Origin of the sequence: Halomonas sp. HG01 (assembly GCF_000968715.2) — a bacterium.
Lineage (GTDB): Bacteria > Pseudomonadota > Gammaproteobacteria > Pseudomonadales > Halomonadaceae > Halomonas > Halomonas halophila.
In genome coordinates this window covers 3051059-3075668 of sequence record NZ_CP022134.1, presented here as the reverse complement: position 1 = coordinate 3075668, position 24610 = coordinate 3051059, and the positions used below count along the sequence as shown (strand labels likewise).

Here is a 24610-nt window from a genome sequence, read left to right as displayed (position 1 = left end):
CATGCGACTGAAGTCGATACGCCTGGTGGGCTTCAAGTCGTTCGTCGACCCCATCACCGTGCCCTTCGACGGCAACATGACCGCCGTCGTCGGGCCCAACGGCTGTGGCAAGTCCAACATCATCGACGCCGTGCGCTGGGTCATGGGGGAATCCTCCGCCAAGACCCTGCGCGGCGAGTCGATGACCGACGTCATCTTCAACGGCTCCACCGGGCGCAAGCCGGTGGGCCAGGCCTCCATCGAGCTGCTGTTCGACAACCGCGACGGCACCATGGGCGGCCCCTACGCCCAGTACGCGGAGATCTCGGTCAAGCGCCAGGTCACCCGCGAGGGGCAGTCCACCTACTTCTTCAACGGCCAGAAATGCCGCCGCCGGGACATCTCCGACCTGTTCCTCGGCACCGGCCTGGGGCCGCGCTCCTACGCCATCATCGGCCAGGGCATGATCTCGCGGCTGATCGAGTCGCGCCCCGAGGAACTGCGCGCCACCCTCGAGGAAGCCGCCGGCATCTCCAAGTACAAGGAGCGCCGCCGCGAGACCGAGAACCGCATGCGCCGCACCCAGGAGAACCTGGAGCGCCTGGAGGACATCCGCGAGGAGCTCGACAAGCAGCTCGAGCGCCTCAAGCGCCAGGCCGATGCGGCGCGCCGCTATCAGACCCTCAAGCAGGAGGAGTACCGGCTCAAGGGCGAGCTGGCGCTGCTGCGCGGCCGCGCCCTGCGCGCCAGCCAGGGCGAGGAGGAGAGCCGCGTGCGCGAGCTCGAGACCTCGGTGGAGCGCGAGGTGCTGGGTCTGCGCCAGTGCGAGACGCGCCTCGAGGAGGCCCGCGCCGAGCACGACCGCCTGGCCTCCGAGCTCGAGGGCTACCAGAACCGCTTCCACGAGACGACCACCGCCATCGCGCGGCTCGAGCAGGACCTGGAACACACCCGCTCCCGGGACCAGCAGCTGGCCCAGGACCTCGAGGCCGCCCGTCGCGAGCTCGCCGACCTCGACCGCCTCGGCGAGGACGATGGCGAGCGCCTGCTGCGCCTCGACGAGCGCCTGGAGACCCTGGGCCCCGAGCAGGAGGAGGTCGCCGAACGCCTGGCCGAGCTGGAGGCCGCCCTCGAGGAGGCCGAGCCCCTGGCCGAACAGGCCGACGCCGACTGGGAGGCCTTCGGCGAGACCTGGCAGGCCGACAGCCGCGAGGCCGAGCGCGCCCAGGACCGCCTGCGCGAACAGGAGGCGACGCTGGAGCGCCTCGAGGGCGACGCCCGCAAGCGCCGCCAGCAGCGCGAGGAACTGCCCGATATCGCCGGCCTCGAAGCCCAGCGCGCCGAGGTCGCCGAGCGGCTGGCCGAGCTCGAGGAACGCCTGGCCGGGCGCGAGGAGCAGCGCGAGCGCTGGCAGGCCGAGCGCGACACGGCCCGGGAGGCGGTGCGCGAGGCCGAGGTCGACCGCGAGACCGACCGCCAGCGGCGCAGCACCCTGCAAGGCGAGCTGGCCTCGCTCGACGCGCTGATCCAGGCCGCCCTGGCCGATCACGACGAGACCCTCGACGCGCACTTGCGCGGCCACGGGCTCGGCGAGGCCCCGCGCCTCGGCGAACGTCTCGAGGTCGAGAGCGGCTGGGAGGACGTCGTGTCCTGGGTGCTGGCGCCCTGGCTACGCGCCCGGCTCGCCCCGCTGTCCGAGGGTGGCAGCGTGCTGTCCCCCGAGCTGGCCCCGGAGCTGGGGCTGCTCGAGGACGCCGAACGAGAGGCCCCGGCCGGCAGCCTGGCCGCGCGGGTCAGCGGTGCCGGTGCCGCGGCCCGCTGGCTCGCCGGGGTGCGCTGCGTGGACAGCCGCGAGCAGGCCTGGGCCGAGCGTGATGGCCTGGCCCCCGGCGAGAGCCTGATCACCGCCTGCGGGCTGTGGGTCGGTGACGGCTGGGCGCGCCACCGCGGCCGTGACGAGGGCCCGGATGCGCTGCTGGTCAGCCGCCGCCGCGAGGCGGAGGTGCGCGAGGCGCTCGCCGCCGTGGAAGAACGCCTCGAGGCCCAGGAAACACGCCTGGCCGAGGCCGGCGAGCGCGTGGAAAAGGCCGAGGAGAGCCTCGAGGCGGTGCGCCTCGAGGAGCGCGACCTCGAGCAGCAGCGTCAGCAGCTGGCGGTGCAGGACAGCGGCCTCGCCAGTCGGCTCGAGCATCTCCAGGGGCGGGCCGGCGAACTCGCCGAGGAGCTCGAAGGCCTGGCCGAGTCCGCCGAGGAGACCCGCCTGGCCATCGAGGAGACCCGCGAGCACTGGCAGGCGGCCATGGAGCGCCTGGAGCGCGGCGCCGAGACCCGCGAGCGCCTGGAGCGGGCGCGTCAGGAGGCCCGCGAGCGGCTGACCCAGCTGCGCAGCCAGCAGCGGCCGCTGGCCGAGCAGTCCCAGCGGCTGGCGCTGGAGCATCAGCGGCTGACCACCGAGCGTGCCGGCCTGGCCGAGCAGCAGGGCCGCGCCGGCGAGGCCAGGGAGCGCCTCGAGCTGCGCTGTGCCGAACTCGAGGAGGCCCGCGAGGGGCTCCACGAGCCCGACGAAGAGCGTCGCGAGCGCCTCGAGGAGCTGCTGCATCGCCGCGAGCGCGAGGAGCGCGAGCTCAACGCGGCGCGCTCACGGGCCGCCGAGCTGGTGGAGCGGCTGCGCGAGGACGAGCAGTCCCGCCAGGGCCACGAGCGTCAGCTCGAAGGCATCCGCGAGCGGCTGCAGGAAGCGCGCATGCAGGTCCAGGCGCTGGCGCTCAAGGCCGACACCCAGGACGAGCAGCTCAAGGAGCTGGGCCACGACGCCGACGGCCTGGCCGAGGGGCTCGACCCCAACGCCACCGAATCGGCCTGGCAGACCCGCCTCGAGGAGGTCGGCGAGCGCATCCGCCGGCTGGGCGCCATCAACCTGGCGGCCATCGAGGAGTACGACCAGCAGGCCGAGCGGCGCGACTACCTGGAGGCGCAGCATCGCGAACTCAGCGAGGCGCTGGAGACCCTCGACCGGGCGATCCGTCGCATCGACCAGGAAACCCGCACCCGCTTCCGCGACACCTTCGAGCGGGTCAACGTCGGCCTGCAGACGCTTTTCCCCAAGGTCTTCGGTGGCGGGACCGCATGGTTGACGCTGACCGGCGACGATTTGCTGGAGACCGGGGTGGCCATCATGGCGCGCCCCCCCGGCAAGAAGAACAGCACCATTCATCTGCTCTCCGGGGGAGAAAAGGCGCTGACCGCGTTGTCCATGGTATTCGCGATCTTCCAGCTCAACCCGGCACCTTTCTGCATGCTCGACGAGGTCGATGCCCCGCTCGATGATGCCAATGTCGGTCGCTATGCCAAGCTGGTGAAGGAGATGTCGGACTCGGTGCAGTTCATCTACATCACCCACAACAAGATCGCGATGGAAGCCTCCGAACGATTGATGGGGGTGACCATGCAGGAACCCGGGGTATCACGTCTGGTGGCGGTGGGGGTCGATGAGGCAGCGGCCCTGGCCGAGGCGTGATGGACTTGAACGCCATGGGCAAACGGGTTAACAAGGAACAAAAGCGAGATAGCACCACATGGTGACGAAGGGATTCTTGAAGGGCGATTGCACAGGACCGAGGCAAGTGCGGCCACAAAAAGGCCAGCTTGACAATCAAAATTATTGGTCCTTTTTTGGGCAATCGCGCTATGCTGTTCACGGAAACCATCAGGCATGGCGCCTTAGCAAAAAGGCATGACGACCCATGGAACTTAGAGAGTGGCTGATCATACTGGGACTGGCACTGGTGACGCTGATCGTCATCGATGGCGTGCGTCGCCTGCAGCGCCAGCGCAGCGTGCCGCGCCTTGACCAGGCCGGACACGACGCCCCGAGCCCCGCGGGGGGCGAAGAACAAGACCCCGACGAGGCGGCTCGTGAGGCGGAACTCAACTGGGAATTGCCCAACGGAGGGGCGCGCGTCGTCAGGCCTGCGGAAGAGCAGGGCGTGAAGGCCAAGCCCAAGCTCGAGCGACAGGACCACCCCGGCCCGTCCCGGGTGTTGTCGGAATTCCGCCGTCAGCAGGGCGAGGCGCCTCAGACCGGGGCGACGGAGGCGGTGTCCGCTTCGCGCCGGCCCGAGCCGGCCGAACGGGCCGCACCGGCGGCGAGTGCCGAGGCCGAGCGTCGCGAGCCCGCCCAGGAGGACGCCGGTCGGCAGCCGCCGGCCGCCGAGCCGCTGGTCGCCGATCCGGCCGATCACGACGGCTACGACGAGGAGCACTACCGTCTGGTCGACCTGGAAGGCGTGGGCGATTCGCTGAAGAACGGCTCCAGGCGTGTCGGTTCCTCGGTCCAGCGCTTCGGTGCCTCCCTGCAGAAGGGCATCGCCGAGCGTCGCGACCAGAAGAAGGCGCGTCGCGAGCAGGAGAAGGCGGAAAAGGCCGAGAAAGCCGAAAAGGCCGAGCAGGCGCGTCGTGAACAGGCCGCTCGCCAGCAGCAGGAAGCCGATGAGGCGGCCCGCCGCCAGCGCGAGGCGGAGGCCCTGGAGGCCGAGCGTCGCCAGGCCGCGGCCGACGACAACGACCCGCTGTTCGCCCCCCGCCACGAGGCGGCCCCCGAGGCCTTTGCCGAAGCAGAGGCGCCGCGAGATGACGTGGTGCGCTCGCATCCGGTGCTCGAGAAGGCGCTGCGTCACGGCGTTCAGGACGAGCATGCCCGCGACGCCCTCGGCGGGGCCGAGGAGCTGATCGTGATCAGCGTGATGGCCCGTGAAGAGGGCGGCTTCGCCGGCAGCACCCTGCTCGAGCTGATGATGGCCTGCGGCCTGCGCTACGGCCGCGACATGAACATCTTCCACCGCTTCGAGACCGAGGAACCGGGCAGCGCGCTGCAGTTCTCGATGGTCAACGTGGTCAAGCCGGGCACCTTCCCCCTCGAGGCCATGGACGAGTTCTCCACGCCGGGCGTCACCCTGCTGATGCCGTTGCCGAGCGCCACCGATACCTCGGCGGCCTTCGAGGCCATGGTCGAGACCGCCATGGTCATCGTCCGCCACCTCGGCGGCGAGCTGAAGGACGAGAACCTGAGCGTGATGACCGCCCAGACCGTCGAGTTCGCCCGTCAGCGGGTGCAGGAGTTCGAGCGGCGCCATCGCCTGCATCGTCAGGTCAACTGACGCTCGCCTGCCATACGGCGTCCAGACGCCCCCCGACGGTATCCCGTCGGGGGGCGTTGCTTTGGTAAGCTAGCGCCACCCGGCCTCGCGCGACGAGGCCCTCGCTATCGATCGAGAACCAGACATTCCCATGACCCAGCCCGACCCCGCGATTCAGGACGAGGCGGCGCGTCTGCGCGCCGAGCTCGAGGACGCCAACTACCGCTACTACGTGCTCGACGAGCCGCGCATGACCGACGCCGACTACGATCGTCGGCTGCGTCGCCTGCAGGAGATCGAGGCCGAGCATCCCGCGCTGGTGACGCCCGACTCGCCGACCCAACGGGTCGGTGCCGCGCCTGCGGCAGGCTTTCCCGAGATCCCGCACGCGGTGCCGATGCTGTCGCTGGACAACGCCTTCGACGAGGACGAGCTTTCGGCCTTCGCCAAGCGGGTCGCCGATCGCCTGGAGACCGACCCCGACAGTGTGGCCTTCTGCTGCGAGCCCAAGCTCGACGGCGCCGCCGTGTCGCTGGTCTACGAGAACGGCGAGCTTTCCGCCGGCGTGACCCGGGGCGACGGCCGCACCGGCGAGGGCATTACCTCCAACCTGCGGACCCTGAAGTCGATCCCGCTGAAGCTGCGCGGCGAGGGCGGGCCCGAGCTGCTCGAGGTGCGCGGCGAGGTCACCATGCGCCACGCCGAGTTCGAGGCCATGAACGAGAAGGCGCGCGCCGAGGACACCAAGGTCTTCGCCAACCCGCGCAACGCCGCCGCCGGCAGCCTGCGCCAGCTCGATCCGCGCGTCACCGCCACCCGCCCGCTGGAGTTCAGCGCCTACCAGGTGGCGCGCATCGAGCCGGACGCCGGCGATGCCAGCCATAGCCAGCTGATGGCACGCCTCACCGGGCTCGGTTTCCGCACCAGCGCCGAGCTCGAGGTGGTGGAAGGCGCGGCGGGCATCGTCGACTACTGCCGCCGCCTCGGCGAGAAGCGCGACGGCCTCGGTTACGACATCGACGGTGCGGTGATCAAGGTCGACGACCTGCGCCTGCAGCGCGAGCTGGGCTTCGTGGCCCGGGCGCCGCGCTGGGCGATCGCCTTCAAGTTTCCCGCCCAGGAGCAGATCACGCGGCTCAACGACGTCGAGTTCCAGGTCGGCCGCACCGGCGCCATCACCCCGGTGGCGCGTCTGGAGCCGGTCTCGGTGGCCGGCGTCACGGTGTCCAACGCGACCCTGCACAACGCCGACGAGATCGCGCGCCTCGGGGTGATGATCGGCGACACCGTGGCCGTGCGCCGGGCCGGCGACGTCATTCCCCAGGTGGTGCGCGTTCAGCTCGACGAGCGCCCCGAGGACGCCCGCGAGATCGTCTTCCCCGAGCGCTGCCCGGTGTGCGACTCGCAGATCGAGCGCCTCGAGGACGAGGCCGTGGCACGCTGCTCGGGCGGGCTCTACTGCGCCGCCCAGCGCAAGGAGGCGCTCAAGCACTTCGCCAGCCGCCGGGCGCTGGACATCGAAGGCCTCGGCGAGAAGCTGATCGACGGGCTGGTGGAGCGCGACTGGGTGAAGACGCCGGCGGACCTGTTCGCCCTCGAGGCCGAGCGTCTCGCCACGCTGCCGCGCATGGGCGATAAATCCGCGAACAATCTGGTCGCGGCGCTGGAGAAGGCCAAGGCGACCACGCTTTCGCGCTTCATCTACGCGCTCGGCATCCGCGAGGTGGGCGAGGCCACCGCCGCCAACCTGGCGCGCCACTTCGGCACCCTCGAGGCGCTGATGGCGGCCGGGCGCGAGGCGCTGGAAGCGGTCGACGACGTCGGCCCCATCGTCGCCGCCCACGTGCACACCTTCTTCCAGCAGCCGCACAACCGCGAGACGATCCAGGCGCTGCTGGATGCCGGGCTGCGCTGGGAAGAGGCCGAGGTCGAGGCCGGCCCCACGCCGCTGGAGGGCCAGACCTGGGTGCTCACCGGCACCATGGAGGCCATGACCCGCGACCAGGGCAAGGCGCGTCTGCAGGCGCTGGGGGCCAAGGTCTCCGGCAGCGTGTCGAAGAAGACCGCCTGCCTGGTGGCCGGCGAGGCCGCCGGCAGCAAGCTGACCAAGGCCGAGCAGCTCGGCGTCGAGGTGATCGACGAGGCGACCTTCATCGAGCGCCTGTCGAGCTGGGAAAGCGGCCAGACACCACAGGACATGCAGGAGAACGACGCATGAGCGGAGACCGTTTCGTCGAAGTGCCCTATCGCATGCTGCCGGGGGAGACCCTGGACGGCCTGCTGGAAGCCTTCGTCACGCGCCAGGGCTACGACACCACCGACACCGGCGAGGGCATGAGCGGCTGGGTCGGCGAGCTGCGCCGCCAGCTGGAGTGCGGCGAGCTGATCATCGCCCATGACCTGCGCACCGAGACCACCGAGGTGATGACCCTGGCCCAGTGGCGGGCCTTCGGGCGGGATCTGGCCGACGACGAAGAGGAAGGTTGATCCCGCGAGTCGAGTGCTCGAAACACAAACGGCGCCCCGAAGGGCGCCGTTTGCGTCGCTGGCAGGCTCGCCTCAGGCGAACAGCAGCGGCACGACCACGCTGGAGATCAGCAGGATCAGGGCGCCGCCCAGCCGCGAGGAGATCTGCGCGAAGGGCATCAGCGACATGCGGCGCGCCGCGGACAGCACCGCCACGTCGCCGGTGCCGCCCATGTTGGCCATGCACAGGCCGGCGGTGATCGCCGACTCGATGGGGTAGAAGCCCACCAGCTTGCCGACCAGGCCAGCGCCGAAGGCCGCCCCGGCGACCACGGCGAACACGATCAGCACGTAGGTCAGCGAAATGGCGTCGATCACCTGGCCGAGGTCGGTGTAGGCGATGCCGATGCCGAACAGCAGGGCGAAGGTCCAGTTGCGGGCGACGAACTGGAACCACTGGGCGGCGGATTCGGTGACCGATGCCGGCAGCACGTCGAGCACCTTGAGGGCCGCGACCAGCACGATCATCAGCGCGTAGGGGTGCAGCGGGACGAGGGTGCCGAGGATCTGGCCGGCGGTGAACAGCATCAGGGCGGCGACGACGCCCACGCCCAGCTTGCCCAGGTCCAGGGTATGCTCGGGTTCCTCGACGTCGACGCCGGGCATCATCTGGCCGTCGCCGGTCAGTCCCGGGAAGCGCTTGCCGAGGCCGTTGAGCAGGCCGGCGATGATGATCGCGAAGACGTTGCCCAGCGCCAGGGCCGGCACCAGGATCGAGATGTAGTAGCTGGCCGGCTGGCCCAGCAGCTGCTCGTAGATCTGGCTCATCGGCACCGCGCCGGCGCCCATGCCGCCGCCGAGGATCGGCATGGCGATGACGACCACCGCGTCCTGGGCGGAGAAGCCGAGCAGCGCGCCCATGGCCACGGCGAACAGCGAGGCGCCGAGCACCGCGCAGCACAGCGGCAGCGCGTAGCGCGAGCCGACCTTGATCAGCACCTTGGCGTCCATGCCGAGGATGCTGCCGGTGATCAGCGCGGCGATGTAGAAGTTGAGGAAGCCGCCGCCCTTCATGAAGTCGGTGACGTTGTCGACCACCGGGGCGGGCAGCCACTCCAGATAGACCACGGCGGCGGCGCCGAAGATCGCCAGGATGGCGCCGCCGCCGAGGTAGGTCTTGACCACCGGCAGGCGGTCGCCGATGAAGCCCATCAGCTCGCCGAGCAGCATCATCACCAGCAGGGCGCCGATCATGCCGGTGGGCAGGCTGTCGGTGGCGATCGCTACCACCATTACCGCCAGGGCGAGGGCGAAGAACGGCAGCGGCATGCCGAAGATACGCTGGGCGAGCCAGGCGCGGGGGGCCACGGACGGCGTCGCGACGGTATCCGTCAGAGATCGACTCATGGGAGCGCTCCTTGGGGATCGGCCTCGCGCGAGTCGCGCGGGACATCGTTGTTCGAAACTCGCCCTGGCGGCTTGGCCGCCAGGGCGCAGGGCTGGCGACGAGCATAGGCCCGCCATCTCTGGCGCCAAGATTGCGCAAGTTGTTAAAGCGTTCTGAAACTATTGAAAATATCGGCGTTCTTGACGGCACACCGTCACCATGTGGGGAATGCCACCAAGGTCGAATTCCGGCCGACAATCCCCTACGATCGCACCCACCGGAGTCTCCCCATGCCCCGTCCTCGCCTGCGTCTGAACACCTGGATCTCGCTGCTGGTCGCGGTGATGGTGGTGCTCTCGCTGGGTCTGGCGCTGTGGCTGTTCACCGCCCAGCTGCGCGCGACCCTGGAGGAGGATCAGGCCACGCGGGTCACCGATCTGGCGCAGACGCTCGCCGCCGATCCGGAGGTGCAGGCGGCGCTCCAGGGACGCATCGAGGCGCCCGTCGACGATGGCGCCCTCCAGGCACGCATCGACGGCCTGAGGCGCGCGCTCGGCGTCGACTTCATCGTGGTGATGGATGCCGGTGCGATCCGCCTGACCCACCCGGACCCCGAGCGCATCGGCCGGCACTTCCAGGGCGGGGACGAGGGTCGTGCGCTGGCCGGCGAGACCTATCACTCCCGGGCCGAGGGCACCCTGGGGACCAGCATCCGCGGCTTCGCCCCGGTGACGGCCGGCGACGGCGAGGTGGTCGGCGCGGTCTCGGTGGGCGTCACCCTGTCATCGCTGGCCCCGCTGCTGGCCGACAACCGGCGTGACGTGATGCTCGGCGTGCTGGTGCTGATGATCGTCGGCGGGCTGGGCGCCCGGGGGCTGGCCCAGGCCATCAAGCGCGTGCTGCTGGGCCTCGAGCCGCACCAGATCGCGCGGCTGGTCGAGGAGCGCCAGGCGATGCTGGCCTCGGTCCACGAGGGCATCCTGGCGGTGGATCGCCAGGCGCGTGTCACCCTGGTCAATCCGGCTGCCCGCCGGATGCTGGCCGAGGCCGGGCTGGGGGAGCCGGCGGTGGGAACGGCGGTGGCCGACTGTCTGCCGCACAGCGGCCTCCCCGAGCTGCTGAGCGGCGGCGAAGGCGGTGAGGGGGGGCGCGAGCTCGATCGCGAGATCGATCTCAACCTCGACGGCCGGGTGGTGCTCGCCAACCGGCGGCCGATCCGCCATCGCGGGCGGACGATCGGTGCCATCGCCACCTTCCGCGACAAGAGCGAGGTCAACGCCCTGGCCGAGCAGCTCACCGGGGTCAGCCGCTACGCCGAGGCGCTGCGCGCCGCCACTCACGAGTTCAAGAACCAGCGCCACGTCATGTCGGGCTTGGCGCAGATGGGCGATCTCGATAGCCTGCGCGGCTACCTGGACGAGCTGGCCGACCATCGCCTGGCGCCGGGCATGGCCGTGGTGGAAGGCGTGGCCGATCCGGTGCTGGCCGGCTTCCTGCTCGGCAAGCGCAGCGAGGCCCGGGAGCGCGGGGTGGAATTCGAGGTACGTCTCGAGACGCCGATGCCCGAGCTCGGCGAGGCGACGCTGGTCCACGTCCTGGTCACGGTGCTCGGCAACCTGCTGGAGAACGCCTTCGATGCGGTCGAGGGACGCGACGAGCGGCGGGTGATGTTGACCGTGGAGGCGGACGCGGCGCTGCTGCTGCTGCAGGTGCAGGACACCGGCGGCGGCATCGACCCGAGCATCCGCGAGCGGCTGTTCGAGGCCGGCGTGTCCACCAAGGGCGAGCGGCGCGGCCTGGGGCTCGCCGCGGTGCGCGAGCGGATCGACGCCTGCGGCGGCCGCGTGGCGGTCTACTGCGAGGCGGGCAGGGGCACCCTGTTCGAGGTCGAGCTGCCCCGCGCGCCGGATACCGACGATGACGTTTGAGAACCCTGCCCGAGGGCGACGAGGAGAAACATGATGCGCGTACTGATCGTCGAGGATGACCCCATGGTCATGCGCCTCAACGTCGAGTATCTCAATCGGCTGGACGACATGCGGCTGGTCGCCCAGTGCGAAAGCGTGCCGGCGGCGCTGGAGGTGCTCGAGCGCGAAGACGTCGACCTGGTGCTGCTCGACGTCTATCTGCGCAACCGCAGCGGGCTGGAGGTGGCGCGCTACCTCCAGCGCAGCGGCCGCGACGTGGGCGTGGTGCTGATCACCGCCGCCTCGGAGCTCGACACGGTGCGCGAGGCGTGGCGGCTGGGCGTCAGCGACTACCTGGTCAAGCCGTTCGCCTTCGAGCGCTTCCGCGACGCCGTGCTGGCCTGCCGCCGGGCCCGCGACGCCCTGGACGAGCTGCCGGGCGAAGTGGCCCAGCGCGACATCGACCGGCTGTTCCAGCCCACCGCGCCGGCCAGCCCGCGCCGCCCGGGCGACCTGCCCAAGGGCCTGACCCTGCCGACCCTGGCCCGGGTGGCCGCGGCGATCCTGGCCCTGGACGACGAGGCCTTCGGCACCGAGGCGCTGCTGCCCGCCACCGCCATGTCGCGGGTCTCGGTGCGCAAGTACCTGAAGTATCTGGCCGAGGTCGAGCTGCTCGACGAGTCCTTCCACTACGGCCAGGTGGGCCGCCCCTCCTTCACCTATCGCTGCCTCGACCGGGGCGCGCTGCAGGCGCTGGCCACCTCGGCCTGACGGCTCAGGCCGAGGTCCCGCTCAGGAAGACCTCCGTGCAGCGGCGCGCGCGGGCCTCGCACTGCGCCGCGTCCCATTCCATCGGCCGGCCGAGCAGGGCGTCGAAGTGCCACTCGCCGAGCAGCATGCCCATGAACAGGCCGGCCGCCTCGCGCGGGTCCTCGAGGGTCAGGCGGCCGCGCGCGGCCTGGTCGGCGAGATAGTCGGCCAGCGCCGCCCGGGTGCGGTCGGGGCCGCGGGTCAGGAACAGCTCGCCGAGCTCGGGCACCCGTTCGGCCTCGAAGGCCAGCCCCCGCACCAGGCGGATCACGCCCGGCTGCAGCACCAGCGCCAGCATGCGTCGTCCGAGCTCGAACAGCACCTCTTCCGGGGCCTGACGGTCGCGCTGACCGGCCTCCAGCACCTCCCAGGCGGTGGCGATGTGGCGCTCCATGGCCGCGGTGAACAGCCCCTCCTTGTTGCCGAACTGCTTGTACAGCGTGGCCAGCGAGCCGCCGGCCCGCGCCACCACCTCGTTGACGCTGGCCGCCGCATAGCCCTGCTCGAGGAAGACGTCGCGGGCGGCGTCGAGCAGCCGTTCGCGGCGGGCCACGCCGCGTGGCGTGAGGGGGGTGTCGGCGCTGTCGGGAGCGTGGCGGGACATCGTGACTCCTGGGACGAGTGGCGGAGAGACGGGCGCATTGTATCGCAGCCGTGATGCGCGGCGCTGGTGGTCATGTAGTGTAGCATTCATTACACTTGTGATTTGCCCACCGATCAGGAGACGTCATGGCAGCCGAGGACAAGCAGGTCGCGAACGCCGGCGAGACAGTCGGCGAGGGCGGCAGCGAGGGCGGTGGCGCACGCCGCTCGCGGGGGCGGGTCGTGGCCGGGCTGGTGACGCTCGTCGCGCTGGCGGCGCTGATCTGGTGGGCGATCGGCTGGTGGCAGGTCGGGCGCTTCGTCGAGGAGACCGACAACGCCTATGTGCGCACCGACAGCGTGGCGGTGCGTGCCGAGCTCTCGGCGCGGGTCGCCGAGGTGCTGGTGGACGACAACCAGCACGTCGAGCGGGGCGATCTGCTGGTGCGCCTGGACGACGAGAGCCATCGGGATCGGGTGCAGCAGGCCGAGGCCCAGCAGGCCGTGGCGGTGGCGTCGCTGACCCAGGCGCGTCGTCGGGTGGCACTGCAGCAGGCCGCCATCGATCAGACCCGGGCACAGCGCGACGCGGCCCAGGCCGACGTCGACCAGGCCCGCCAGCACCTCGAGCGCTCCTCGTCGCTGGCGGCCAGCCAGTACGGCTCCCGTCAGCAGCGCGAGGACGACCAGGCCGCGCTGCGTGTCGCCCGGGCCAATCTCGCCGAGAGCGAGGCGGCGCTGGTGTCGGCGCGTCGCCAGCTGGCGGTGGCGGAATCCGAGGTCGGCCAGGCCGAGGCCAACCGCGACGCCGCGGCCGCGGATCTCGCCTATGCCCGCCATCAGCTCGACAAGACCCGCCTGCGCGCGCCCCGTACCGGCGTGGTCGGCAACCTCACCGTGGAGGCCGGCACCCTGGCGCAGCCATCGCTGACGCTGATGCAGCTGGTGCCGATCGAGTCGGCCTACGTGATCGCCAACTTCAAGGAGACCCAGCTCGAGCGGATGCGCGTCGGCCAGCCGGTCGAGGTGAGCCTCGACGCCTATCCCGACGTGACCTTCGAGGGCGTGGTCGACAGCCTGGCGCCGGCCACCGGCACCGAGTTCAGCCTGCTGCCCCAGGACAACGCCACCGGCAACTTCAACAAGATCGTCCAGCGGGTGCCGGTGAAGATTCGCGTCGTCGGCCCCGAGGACGCGCTGCCGCGGCTGCGCGCCGGCCTCTCGGCGGTGCCCGGCGTCGATACCCGCGATCTCGATCCCGAGCCTGCCCGGGGGACTGAACGCGAACCGCGCGTCGCCGATGCCAGCGAGGTGGCCGAGGCCGGGAGCGGCTCGTGAGCGAGGTGGCGGCCGGCGCCGAAGCGCGCCCCGATGACATGCCGCCCTGGCCGCAGCGGATCGGCTTCATCGCTGCGGTGTTCGGCATGTTCATGGCAATCCTCGACATCCAGATCGTCGCCAGCTCGCTCAACGAGATCCAGTCGGGGCTCTCGGCCAGCGAGGACCAGATCTCCTGGGTGCAGACGTCCTACCTGATCGCCGAGATCGTGATGATCCCGCTGTCGGGCCTGCTGATGCGCATTCTCTCGACCCGGGTCGCCTTCACGCTCTCCTGCGCCGGCTTCACCCTGGCGAGCCTCGGCTGCGCGCTGGCCGGCTCCATCGAGCAGCTGATCGTGCTGCGCGCCATCCAGGGCTTCGCCGGCGGGGCGATGATCCCGATCACCCAGGCGGTGAGCTTCTCGATCTTCCCGCGCCGGGTGATGGGCAGCGTGCAGGCGGTGATCGGCATGGTGGTGACCATGGCGCCCTCGGTCGGACCCACGGTGGGCGGCTTCGTCACCGAGTCGCTGAGCTGGCACTGGCTGTTTTTGGCCAACGTGGTGCCCGGCGTGCTGGTGTGCTGGGCGGCCTGGACCTTCCTCGACATCGACCGCGCCAACCACGCCCTGGCCAAGCGCCTGGACCTGATCGGCCTGGTGCTGATCGCGGTGTTTCTGGGCTCGCTGGAGTTCGTGCTCGAGGAGGGGCCGGGTGACGACTGGTGGGCCAGCGACCTGATCCTGGCCATGTCGCTGATCTGCGCCGCGGCCGGGGTGTGGTTCTTCGCCCGCACGCTGCGCCACGACCATCCGATCGTCGACCTGCGTGCCTTCGCCAACCGCAACTTCGCCATCGGCGCCGGCATGGGCTTCATCCTCGGCATCGCGCTCTACGGGCTGGTCTACCTGATGCCGCTGTTCTTCGGCTACGTGCGCCACTTCTCGAGCCTGCAGATCGGCCAGGTGATGTTCGTCACCGGGCTGACGATGTTCCTGTGCGCGCCGGTGGCCGGTCAGCTCTCCAACCACCTCGACCTGCGCGGGCTGCTGTTCCTCGGCCTGCTGCTGGTCGGCATCGGCACCATGATGAACGCCAACCTGACCGTGGAGTCCGGCTTCTGGCAGTTCTTCCTGCCCCAGGTGGTGCGCGGCATGGGGCTGATCCTGTGCATCATCCCGGCCTCGCGCATCGCGCTCGGCACCCTGCCGCCCGCCGAAGTGGGCAACGCCAGCGGGCTGTTCAACGTGATGCGCAACCTCGGCGGCGCCATCGGGCTGGCGCTGATCGACACCGTACGCGACGTGCGCGAGGACTTTCACTGGAACCAGCTGATCCCGGCCATCGACACCGGTCGCGAGGTGGTGGTCGCCGAGATCGCCCGCTACGAGGCGATGCTCGCGGGCTCGGTGCCCGACGCCCACCAGGCGGCCCTCGGCATGCTGTCGCGGCGGGTGATGGAGCAGGCCCAGGTGCTGGCCTTCAACGACATCTTCCTGTGGATGGGTGCGATCTACCTGCTTAGCGTGCCGCTGGTGTTCCTGCTGCGGCGGATCGAGGCGTGAGGCCGTGCCCGCAACGGAGGTGAGTGCTCACCGACCACGAATCAGATCGCGGATCACGCGCCGCCCGGGATGCAGATGGTCGGCCAGCGGCGCCTCCAGCGGCAGCGGCTCGTCGCAGATGCGTGAAGCGATCAGCTCGGCGCACAGCGGCGCGCTGGAGAGTCCGCGGGAGCCGTGGGCGGCGCTGATCCACAGCCCCGGGTGATGGCGGCCGGGCGTCGCCGGGATCAGGGTGGCGTCCTTGGCCATGGCGGCATAGTCGTGACGCCAGGCCTCGGCGTCGGGCACCGGGCCGGCATAGGGCGACTTGTCGGGGCTGGCGGCGCGCACCGCGGCGCGCCCGTCCAGCGCTTCCGGCGAGAGATCGGCGCCGGCCTCGGCCAGTGCGGCGGCGTAGCCGGGCAGGGTGCGCTCGAGCTCCGCGAGGTTGAAGGCGTGATCGGCCTCGCGGGTCGTCGCGTCGGCGTCGTTGGGGGCGAAGCTGGCGCCGAAGGTCAGGGTGCCGTCGATCGGCGGCATGACGTAGCCACCGGCGCACACCACCCGCGCCGGTGCGGGCGCGCCTTGCGGCAGCGTCAGCCGCGAGATCTGCCCGCGCACCGGCTGCAGGGGCAGGGCGGCGGTCTGGGCGAAGCCGTTGGAGGCGCTGGCCGCGGCGATCACCACCTGATCGACCTCGAGCGTGTCGACTTCGTGGTTGGCGTCGTCGCCGCCTGACAGCGTCAGCCGCCAGCCGCCTTCCTCGTTTTCCCCCGCGATAGGCGAGAGCTCGCGCACCTCGCCCAGGTAAGCGCTCACTCCGCCGCTCGCCGCCAGCCGGCGGCACAGCGCATCCGGACGCACCCAGCCGGCCAGTGGGTAGTCGAGCCCGCCGTGGGACAAGCCGAGCCCGCCGAGGGGCAGGTCGAGTCCGGCGAGCCGGGCGGCTTCCTCGGCGTCGACGCCGCGCACCACGCTCGCCGGCAGCGGATGGTTGGTGAGGAAGCGGGCCTGGCGGCGCACCTCGCGTTCGCCGGTGGCCATCTGCAGCACGCCGCCGGGCGACCACAGCGTCTGCTCCGGGTCCAGCGCCTCGAGCCAGCGACGGGCATACAGCAGCCCGGCCAGGTAGGTGCGGCTCTGCGGGTTGGTGTCGGCGGCGAGCTTCACGTAGAGCGCGCCCTGGGCGTTGCCGGAGGCGCCGGCGCCGGGCTCGTCGCGGTCGATCAGCGTCACCGCCACGCCGCGACGGGCCAGGGCGGCGGCCACGGTGGTGCCGGCCAGACCGGCGCCGATCACCGCCACGCGGCGGGCTGTTTGTACCGCGGGAGGTGTGAACCAGGGCGTGGACCGGCGGCGTTCGTCCGCCGGGGGCGTCTCGATCTCGCCGGCCAGCATCTCGCGCTTGCGGCCGAAGCCCGGCACCTTGCGCCAGGCGAAGCCGGCGGCCCTGAGGCCGCGCTTGACCACCCCGGCGCAGGTGAAGGTGGCGAAGGTGGCGCCCGGGCGCGAGCGTGCGGCCATGGCGGCGAACAGCGCGTCGTGCCACATCTCGGGATTCTTGGAGGGCGCGAAGCCGTCGAGGAACCAGGCGTCCACGGCGCCGTCGAGCAGCGCCAGGCGCTCGGTGGTGTCGCCGAAGTGCAGGTCCAGGGTCACGCGCTCGTCGAGCCACAGGCGATGCACGCCGGCCACCGGCTCCGGCCATTGGGCCACCAGCGCGGCGGCACGCTCGGCCAGGTCCGGCCAGGCCGCCAGCGCCCGGGCCAGGTCGTCGCGGGCGAGCGGAAACTTCTCGGTGGAGACCAGGTGCAGCCGGGCGCCGGCCGGGGCGTGAGCGTCGAAGCAGGCCCAGGCGCAGAGCATGTTGAGTCCGGTGCCGAAGCCGGTCTCGCCGATGACGAAGGGGCGCGGCGCCTGCCAGTCGCGGAAGCGCTCGGGCAGGCGGTTGGCGGCGAGGAACACGTGTTCGGTCTCGGCGCGGCCGTCGTGGCGCGAGAAATAGACGTCGTCGAAGGCGCTGGAGTGGGGGGCGCTTTCGCCGCTGTCGTCCTGGCGCCAGTCGAGGCGGGCGCTCTCCAGGCCGGCCAGCGGCGGCAGATGATCGGGGGCGGCGGTCAAGATCGGCTCCGGACGTGAATCGGCTGGTCAAAAAATGATCGATTTCGCCGCGGCGCCTTTGCGACCGGGCTGGCGCCAGGACTCCGCGGCGTTTCAACAATGTTATCCACAGGAACTGTGGGGAAAACCCTTGTTGACAAGTAGCTTCGCGGCCGTTTTCGAGGGACGCAAAAAGCGAGCCGGCGACAGCTGCCGCCGGCTCGCTTCGTGGAGAAGGCGGTTCGGCCTAGGGCAGGGCTTTCTTGAAGGGCTTCACCGTCACCTGGGCGTAGACACCGGCGATGATGTAGGGATCGGCGTCGGCCCAGGCCTGGGCGCTTTCCAGGTCGTCGAACTCGGCGACCACCAGGCTGCCGCTGAAGCCGGCTTCGCCCGGGTCTTCGCTGTCCACGGCGGGATGGGGACCGGCCAGCACCAGGCGGCCCTCGTCGCGCAGCTGCTCGAGGCGAGCCAGATGATCGGGGCGGGCGGCCAGGCGCCGTTCCAGGCTGTCGTTCACATCTTCACTGATGATGGCGTAGAGCATCTCGGAATATCCTCGGCTGAGCGGCTCGCGCCGCGGGAGCGAGTGGCTCGGTTGACCAGGGTGGGTCGGGCGAGCACCATGGGTGTCTATTCTGTCAAAGACACCTGCCCGCGTCATGCCGAACCCCGCACTTCCCGCGCGCTTCGAGGGAAGCGATGCCCTCACCATCGATCTGCACATGCATTCCACTGCCTCGGACGGCGCCCTGTCGCCCACCGATCTGGTGGCGCTGTGCGTCGAGCGCGGCCTCACCCATATCGCCCTGAGCGACCACGATACCGTGGCCGGCGTGGAGGAGGCGGTGAGTGCCGGCGCGGACGCGGGGCTGGCCGTGCTGCCGGCCACCGAGCTCTCGACCCAGTGGCGCGGCATCAACCTGCACGTGGTGGGGCTGCTGCCCGAGGGCGCCAGCGGCGCGCTGGCCGACGGGCTCGTCGCCCAGGCCGAGGCCCGGGAGCGGCGGGCGGTGACCATCGCCGAGCGCATGGAGAAGATCGGCCTCGACGACGCCCTGGCCCGGGCCCGCGAGCAGGCCGGCTCCGACCGCCCACTGGGCCGGCCGGACTTCGCCAAGGCCCTGGTCGCGGCGGGCCTGGTGCCGGACATGTCCACCGCGTTTTCCAAGCACCTGGGCAACGGCAAGGCCGGCGACATCAAGGCGCTGTGGCCGCATCTGGCCGAGGGCGTGCGCTGGATCCTCGAGTCCGGCGGCGTGGCGGTGCTGGCGCATCCGCTGCGCCACAAGCTGACGCGGCGCAAGCGCGGCCTGCTGCTGGACGACTTCCGCGAGGCCGGCGGCCGCGCCGCCGAGTTGATCAGCGGCTTCCAGAACGCCGACGTCACCCGCGACCTGGCCCGCCAGCTTCACGAGCGCGACCTGATGGCCTCGCTGGGCAGCGACTTCCACTTTCCCGGCGGCCACCTGGCCCCGGGCAGCATGAGCCCGACGCCGCGCACCTCGGTGGCGCCGGTCTGGACCCACCCTCGGCTGGCGGCCTGGATCGACCGAGCGGCGACCGCCGCCTGATTCGCCGTTTCACTCGTCCGACGTTCACAAGAACAGGGAGCGCCCATGAGCCAGTTCTTCCAGGTCCATCCGGACAACCCGCAGAAGCGCCTCATCGACCAGGCGGTCGAGATCATCCGCAAGGGCGGCGTGATCGCCTACCCGACCGATTCCGGCTACGCCCTGGGCTGCCACCTGGGCGACAAGAAGGCCGTCGAGCGCATCAAGTGGTTGCGTTCGCTGGACGACAAGCACAACTTCACCCTGGTGTGCTCCGACCTTTCGGAGATCGGCACCTACGCCAAGGTCGACAACGCCGTGTTCCGGCTGCTCAAGGCCCACACGCCGGGACCCTATACCTTCATCCTGAATGCCACCACCGAGGTGCCGCGACTGCTGCTGCATCCCAAGCGGCGTTCGATCGGCGTGCGGGTGCCCGACCATGACATCACCCGGGCGCTGCTCGACACTCTCGGCGAGCCGCTGATGAGCGTGACCCTGATCCCCGAGGGCGAGGAGCTGCCGATGACGGATGCCGAGGAGATTCGCGATCGCTTCGGATCGCATCTGTCGCTGGTGATCGACGGCGGCGCCTGCCACCTGGAGCCGACCAGCGTGATCGACCTGCGCGAGCTGCCGCCCACCGTGGTACGCGAGGGCCGCGGCGACGTCGCTCCCTTCCAGGACTGACCTTCCAGGACAGAGCAAGCCTCTCTTCCGCTTTCGTACCGGCTCGGCCTTCTGGTCGAGCCGGTTTTTTTATGGCTGCCGGCGCTCGGGCCGGGGCGGCAGTGGCGCCTTCCAGTGTTATTTGAACAGTCGATTAAAATAAAATATGATCGAATCGATTTTCTTCAATAACAAGGCGTAATCGGGTGCGAGTCGATGTCGTATCCGAGCGCGCCGATCACAAGGAGAACACCATGCCGATGTCCGCTTACCGCCGTGCCGGCGGTGTCGCCGCCCTGGCCGGTCTCATGGCCCTGCCACTGGCCGCGCCGGCCGTCGCCGACGATTCCATGGTCTGTGCCCAGGCCGCCTATGCGATGGGCCTGCGTTACCAGCAGCAGTCGGCCGAGGTCGCCGCGCTGCAGCGCCAGGGCTTCGCGCTCGCCCGCTATCGGCTGGAGGATCGGCTCGAGGCGCTGGGTGAGGGTGTCGCACCGGCCATCATCACCGACCTCGACGAGACGGTGCTGGACAACAGCGCCCTGCTGGCTCGTGACATGGCCGAATGTCACGACTACACCACCTGGGACACCTGGAAGCACTGGGAGCGGGAGGGCGAGCCGCGCCTGATCCCCGGCGCCAAGGCCTTCCTGGACTACGCCGACGAGCACGGCGTGGCCATCTACTACGTCTCCGACCGCTACCAGGAGAACGAGGCCGACACCATCGCCACCCTGGAGACCCTGGACCTGCCGCAGGTCTCCGAGGACAGCGTCATGCTGCTGGGCCCGCCCAAGGCCGAGCGCCGCGCCAAGGTGGAAGAGGGTCACACCCTGGTGATGCAGCTCGGGGACTCGCTGCACGACTTCTCCGGCGCGTTCGCCGATGCCGATCTCGCCGGTCAGCACGCTCTCGTCGAGCAGAACGCCGAGCGTTTCGGCCAGGACTGGATCGTGTTCCCCAACGCCGGTTATGGCGACTGGAGCGAGGCCGAGCTGGACGCCTGGGACGCGCCGCTAGAGACCGAGTGAGTCGACCGCTTCGAGAACGCGCCCGCGAGACGCCTCGGGATCACTCCCGGGGCGTTTTTTCGTCCGTGGGCGTGTCGTCTGAAGGTTCGTTGCTCGAGGATCGGTCGTTCGAGGCTTCGCGCGGGTCGGGCGTCTCCTCGTCCAGCCAGGTGCCGCACTTGAGACAGTAGCGGGCGTTCTTCTCGTGGCGTTCATGGCCGCAGCCGGGGCAGGCTTCTTCCGAGTAGCGGTCGGCGCGGATCGAGCGGATCACCTCGGCGGAGAACACCCCGGTAGGCACGGCGATGATCGAGTAGCCGATCAGCATCACCATCACCGAGATCGCCTGGCCCAGCGGCGTCACCGGGGTGATGTCGCCGTAGCCCACCGTGGTCAGGGTCACCACGGCCCAGTAGATGGCGGTCGGAATGCTGGTGAAGCCGGCCTCGGCGGGCTCGATCAGATACATCAGCGAGGCGAAGATGGTCACCAGCATGAACACGGTGAACAGGAACAGGAAGATCTGGTGGCTGCTGCGCACCAGGGCGCCGATCAGCAGCCGCCCTTCGCCGACGAACTCCATCAGCCTCAGCACCCGGAAGATGCGCAGGGTGCGCAGCAGGCGGACCACCACCAGCGACTGGGCGCCGGGCACCACCAGTGCCAGCCAGGTGGGCAGGATGGCGATCAGGTCGATGACGCCGTAGAAGCTCTTGAGGTAGTGCCAGGGGCGTTCCAGGCAGTAGAGCCGGATCGCCAGCTCGGCGGTGAACAGCAGCGTGAAGCCCCATTCGAACAGCCGGAATCCCTCGCCATGGGCGTCTTCCAGTTGGGGCACGCTCTCCAGCATCACCACCAGCACGCTGGCCAGGATGGCACCGATCAGCGCGATGTCGAAGCCCTTGGCCAGCGGCGTGTCGGACTCGAAGATGATCTGGAAGACCCGGGTGCGCAGGTCGCCCGCGGCGGGTTTGAAGCGATCGTGATTCACGGCGTTCCCTCGTGCTGTTCACCCGTGACGGGCGGCGTCCCTGCCCGGGCGTTCAGCCCAGCGCGACCGCGTCGGGCAGGTGGCGTGACAGGGCGAGCAGCGTCCGGCCGGTGTCGGCGTTCAGCCAGTCGTCGTGCCTCAGGGCCTCGGCCAGCCGGCGGGCCATCGGCTCGACGTCGGCGTGCCGTTCGGCCAGCTGCAGGAAGGCCTCGCGGGCAGCCTCACGGAAGGCGGCGTCGCCGGTGTCGGCGTGGGCGTCGAGGGCCACCACGGCGCGATGCAGCCAGGCGGGGGCCGAGCCGCCGTCGGGCAGCGTCCAGCGTCCGGCGAGCAGGGCGGCGCCTCGGGCGGCCTTGCTGGTGTCCGAGGGGCGCAGCGGCACGCGCTCGGCCAGGGCTTCGGCCAGCTCGATCAGGGTGGCGGGATCGCCGTCCTTGAGTTCGAGCTCCAGCTCGCGGATCGGGACGCTGTGCGCGTCGCTTTCGATCTCGCCGAGGTCCAGGGCGATCTCGATGGCGGTGCCGTCCTGTTCCCACCACCAGATCTCGCGGGCGAAGTCGGTGGCGAAGCGCGGCCTGAGCTCGCCCAGCACGCCTTCACCGAGGGCTTCGATCGGCGGGAGGTCGGCCAGCCGGCCGAGGTCGAGGCCCGGGCCCATCACCTCCCACTCCCACTCGCCGCGGGTGGAAAGGCCGCCGCTGCCCTGGCCGCTGGTCTTCAGCGTCTGCAGCAGCCGGCCATCGGCGTGACGCAGGCGCAGCGCCATGCGTTCGCTCTCCAGCCGACCGTCAGGAGTGTCGAAGTAGGTGTTGCCCAGCTGGGTGGTGCGCGGTTCGAGGCCGGCGAGCCGGGGATGCCGGCGCAGCGCTTCCGGGCCCGCGGGGGCCAGGGCGAGCTTGAATTCGATCTCTTTTGCCATGGGAAAGGCCGCCTTGTTTCATGTTCGTGAAGATTAGATGATTTTCTCATGACGACAGCCCGGGCAGTCACTATACTGACGCCGCCATTTCCAAGTGCCCAGATGCCCCCATGGTGACATCCAATCCCTTCTCCGCGATGTTCGGTCGCTCGCCATTCCAGCCGCTGCTGGCTCATATCGTCAAGGTCAGCGACTGCGCGGAAGCCCTGCCGCCGTTCTTCGAGGCAACACTCACGGGAGACTGGCAGGAAGCCGCCCGACAGCGTGAGTCGATCACTCGACTCGAGCACGAGGCCGACGAGCTCAAGACCGAGCTGCGCCTCAATCTGCCCAACACCATGTTCCTGCCGGTGTCGCGCTCCGATCTGCTGGACCTGATCAGCGTCCAGGACCAGATCGCCAACAAGGCGCGCGACATCACCGGGATCATGCTCGGTCGCAGCATGCAGGTGCCCGACGAGCTCGCCCAACCGATGCGCGACTACATCCGTACCTCGGTGTCCTGTGTCGCTCAGGCCCGCGTCGCCCTGGAAGAGCTCAAGGACCTGCTCGAATCCGGGTTCGGTCGCAACGTGTCCGACGTGATGCAGACGCTGATCCGCGAGCTGCACACCCTGGAACAGAAGACCGACGAACAGCAGGTCGCCATCCGTCGCCAGCTGTTCGCCCTCGAGAGCGAGATGCCCCCGGTGGACGTGATGTTCCTCTACAAGATCATCGACTGGGTCGGTGAGCTGTCCGATCGCGCCGAACGCGTCGGCAGCCGCCTTCAGATCATGACGGCCAACTGAGCGGGACTCTCCCGCAGCGATAACCGCCACCTTCTGACCCGATACAAGGTTTCCGTCCTATGTCGATCATCGCGCAATACGGCGACATCTTCATCCTCCTCGCCTGTGCCTTCGGTTTCTTCATGGCCTGGGGTGTCGGTGCCAACGACGTGGCCAATGCCATGGGCACCTCCGTCGGCTCCAAGGCCGTCACCATCAAGCAGGCGATCATCATCGCCGTGATCTTCGAGTTCCTCGGCGCCTGGCTGGCCGGGGGCGAGGTCACCAACACCATCCGCAAGGGCATCATCGACCCGACCCTGCTCGCGGATGAGCCGCAGCTGCTGGTCTACGGCATGCTGGCCTCGCTGCTGGCCGCCGCGACCTGGCTGCTGATCGCCTCGATGCGGGGCTGGCCGGTCTCCACCACCCACTCCATCGTCGGCGCCATCGTGGGCTTCGGCGCCGCCGGCCTGGGCGTCTCCACCGTGGACTGGGGTGGCGTCGGCAAGATCGCCGCCAGCTGGGTGGTCTCGCCGCTGATGTCCGGCACCATCGCCTTCATGCTGTTCAAGTCGGTCCAGCACCTGATCTTCGAGAACCGCGATCCCTTCGCGGCGGCCAAGCGCTACGTGCCGATGTACGTCTTCCTGGTCGGCTTCATCGTCGCCATGGTCACCTTCACCAAGGGGCTGAAGCACGTCGGCCTCGAGGTCGGCTTCGGTGAGAGCCTGCTCTATTCGATCGTGATCGGCATCGGCGTGATGCTGCTCGGTGGCCTGCTCGAGCGCCGCGTGGGCGCCGAGAAGCGCCAGGGCGACGCCTTCGGCTACGACGGCGTGGAGCGCGTGTTCGGCGTGCTGATGCTGTTCACCGCCTGTGCCATGGCCTTCGCCCACGGCTCCAACGACGTGGCCAATGCCGTCGGTCCGCTGGCCGCGGTGATGACCGTCGTGCAGAGCGGCGGTCAGGTTGGCGGGGAAGCGCTGGTGCCGTGGTGGGTGCTGGTGCTCGGCGGCGGCGGCATCGTCGTCGGCCTGGTGACCTACGGCCACAAGGTGATCGTCACCGTCGGCACCGGCATCACCGAGCTGACTCCGAGCCGCGGTTTCGCCGCCACGCTCGCGGCCGCCACCACCGTGGTGCTGGCCTCCGGTACCGGCCTGCCGATCTCCACCACCCAGACCCTGGTGGGCGCGGTGCTGGGCGTGGGCCTGGCCCGCGGCATGGCGGCGCTCAACCTGCGCGTGATCGGCACCATCGTGATGTCCTGGCTGATCACCCTGCCGGCCGGCGCCATCCTGGCGATCATGTTTTTCTTCATGTTCAAGGGCATGTTCGGCTAAGCGACAAGCGCCGAGCGACAAGCGCCGAGCGACAAGCGCCGAGCGACAAGCGCCGAGCGACAAGAAACCCCGAAGGTCAGGCCTTCGGGGTTTTCTTTTGCTCCTGGCGATCTCACGCTGAA

Annotated in this window: 19 protein-coding genes; 13 read left to right on the top strand and 6 right to left on the bottom strand. The window is 70.0% G+C overall.

Features of this window, described 5'->3' with window-relative positions:
- Position 1 precedes the first annotated feature (1 nt).
- The 4 genes from smc to UN84_RS14550 all read left to right on the top strand — a co-directional run bounded on the left by smc (position 2) and on the right by UN84_RS14550 (position 7601).
- Complete coding sequence (gene smc, locus UN84_RS14565; protein ID WP_046078308.1) at positions 2–3496, top strand: chromosome segregation protein SMC; 3495 nt, start codon at positions 2–4, stop codon at positions 3494–3496.
- 226 nt (positions 3497–3722) lie between these two features.
- Entirely contained in the window at positions 3723–5135 is a 1413-nt protein-coding gene (gene zipA, locus UN84_RS14560; protein ID WP_046078307.1) for a cell division protein ZipA, read from the top strand.
- A 130-nt stretch (positions 5136–5265) separates the two neighbouring features.
- Positions 5266–7332 (top strand): NAD-dependent DNA ligase LigA, encoded by a 2067-nt coding sequence (gene ligA / locus UN84_RS14555; protein WP_046078306.1) that lies wholly within the window; start codon positions 5266–5268, stop codon positions 7330–7332.
- Positions 7329–7601: a YheU family protein gene (locus tag UN84_RS14550; protein WP_046078305.1), complete on the top strand. Its 273-nt coding sequence runs from the start codon at positions 7329–7331 to the stop codon at positions 7599–7601. The genes ligA and UN84_RS14550 overlap by 4 nt, the downstream gene beginning before the upstream one ends.
- Before the next feature lie 72 nt (positions 7602–7673).
- Here UN84_RS14550 and UN84_RS14545 read toward each other — a convergent pair whose 3' ends face one another.
- Positions 7674–8987 (bottom strand): 2-hydroxycarboxylate transporter family protein, encoded by a 1314-nt coding sequence (locus UN84_RS14545; protein ID WP_046078304.1) that lies wholly within the window; start codon positions 8985–8987, stop codon positions 7674–7676.
- 270 nt (positions 8988–9257) lie between these two features.
- On the opposite strand from UN84_RS14545, the gene UN84_RS14540 reads away from it, so the two are divergent.
- A complete protein-coding gene (locus UN84_RS14540) occupies positions 9258–10895 on the top strand; it encodes an ATP-binding protein (protein ID WP_046078303.1) in 1638 nt (545 codons plus the stop codon).
- A gap of 30 nt (positions 10896–10925) precedes the next feature.
- The gene (locus UN84_RS14535) at positions 10926–11645 is read left to right on the top strand and encodes a response regulator (RefSeq protein ID WP_046078302.1); all 720 of its coding nucleotides are present in this window, start codon (positions 10926–10928) and stop codon (positions 11643–11645) included.
- Between the two features lie 4 nt (positions 11646–11649).
- On the opposite strand, the gene UN84_RS14530 is transcribed toward UN84_RS14535, so the two are convergent.
- A complete protein-coding gene (locus tag UN84_RS14530; RefSeq protein WP_035598318.1) occupies positions 11650–12288 on the bottom strand; it encodes a TetR/AcrR family transcriptional regulator in 639 nt (212 codons plus the stop codon).
- A gap of 125 nt (positions 12289–12413) precedes the next feature.
- On the opposite strand from UN84_RS14530, the gene UN84_RS14525 reads away from it, so the two are divergent.
- On the top strand, positions 12414–13604 hold the full coding sequence (locus UN84_RS14525) for an HlyD family secretion protein (protein WP_052719299.1): 1191 nt from the start codon (positions 12414–12416) through the stop codon (positions 13602–13604).
- Positions 13601–15151, top strand: coding sequence for a DHA2 family efflux MFS transporter permease subunit (locus UN84_RS14520; protein ID WP_200880101.1), 1551 nt, complete (start codon positions 13601–13603; stop codon positions 15149–15151). The genes UN84_RS14525 and UN84_RS14520 overlap by 4 nt, the downstream gene beginning before the upstream one ends.
- 27 nt (positions 15152–15178) lie before the next feature.
- Here the strand turns inward: UN84_RS14520 and mnmC are convergent, their stop codons facing one another.
- Entirely contained in the window at positions 15179–17251 is a 2073-nt protein-coding gene (gene mnmC, locus UN84_RS14515; RefSeq protein WP_046078301.1) for a bifunctional tRNA (5-methylaminomethyl-2-thiouridine)(34)-methyltransferase MnmD/FAD-dependent 5-carboxymethylaminomethyl-2-thiouridine(34) oxidoreductase MnmC, read from the bottom strand.
- A 226-nt stretch (positions 17252–17477) separates the two neighbouring features.
- Entirely contained in the window at positions 17478–17777 is a 300-nt protein-coding gene (locus UN84_RS14510; RefSeq protein WP_035598333.1) for a YciI family protein, read from the bottom strand.
- Positions 17778–17892: 115 nt separating this feature from the next.
- Between UN84_RS14510 and UN84_RS14505 the strand changes: the two genes are divergently transcribed.
- The 3 genes from UN84_RS14505 (at position 17893) to UN84_RS14495 (ending at position 20483) form a co-directional block, all read left to right on the top strand.
- Positions 17893–18804 carry a PHP domain-containing protein gene (locus tag UN84_RS14505; protein ID WP_046078300.1) on the top strand — a complete coding sequence of 304 codons (912 nt, stop codon included), beginning with the start codon at positions 17893–17895 and terminating at the stop codon, positions 18802–18804.
- A gap of 45 nt (positions 18805–18849) precedes the next feature.
- Positions 18850–19473, top strand: coding sequence for an L-threonylcarbamoyladenylate synthase (locus UN84_RS14500; RefSeq protein ID WP_035598338.1), 624 nt, complete (start codon positions 18850–18852; stop codon positions 19471–19473).
- A gap of 233 nt (positions 19474–19706) precedes the next feature.
- On the top strand, positions 19707–20483 hold the full coding sequence (locus UN84_RS14495; protein WP_046078299.1) for a 5'-nucleotidase, lipoprotein e(P4) family: 777 nt from the start codon (positions 19707–19709) through the stop codon (positions 20481–20483).
- Between the two features lie 40 nt (positions 20484–20523).
- On the opposite strand, the gene UN84_RS14490 is transcribed toward UN84_RS14495, so the two are convergent.
- A complete protein-coding gene (locus UN84_RS14490; protein WP_046078298.1) occupies positions 20524–21453 on the bottom strand; it encodes an ion transporter in 930 nt (309 codons plus the stop codon).
- 52 nt (positions 21454–21505) lie between these two features.
- The gene (locus UN84_RS14485; protein ID WP_046078297.1) at positions 21506–22372 is read right to left on the bottom strand and encodes a CYTH domain-containing protein; all 867 of its coding nucleotides are present in this window, start codon (positions 22370–22372) and stop codon (positions 21506–21508) included.
- 110 nt (positions 22373–22482) lie between these two features.
- Here UN84_RS14485 and UN84_RS14480 point away from each other — a divergent pair, with 110 nt between their 5' ends.
- A complete protein-coding gene (locus tag UN84_RS14480; RefSeq protein ID WP_035598343.1) occupies positions 22483–23163 on the top strand; it encodes a TIGR00153 family protein in 681 nt (226 codons plus the stop codon).
- Between the two features lie 59 nt (positions 23164–23222).
- Entirely contained in the window at positions 23223–24488 is a 1266-nt protein-coding gene (locus UN84_RS14475) for an inorganic phosphate transporter (protein ID WP_046078296.1), read from the top strand.
- Positions 24489–24610 lie beyond the last annotated feature (122 nt).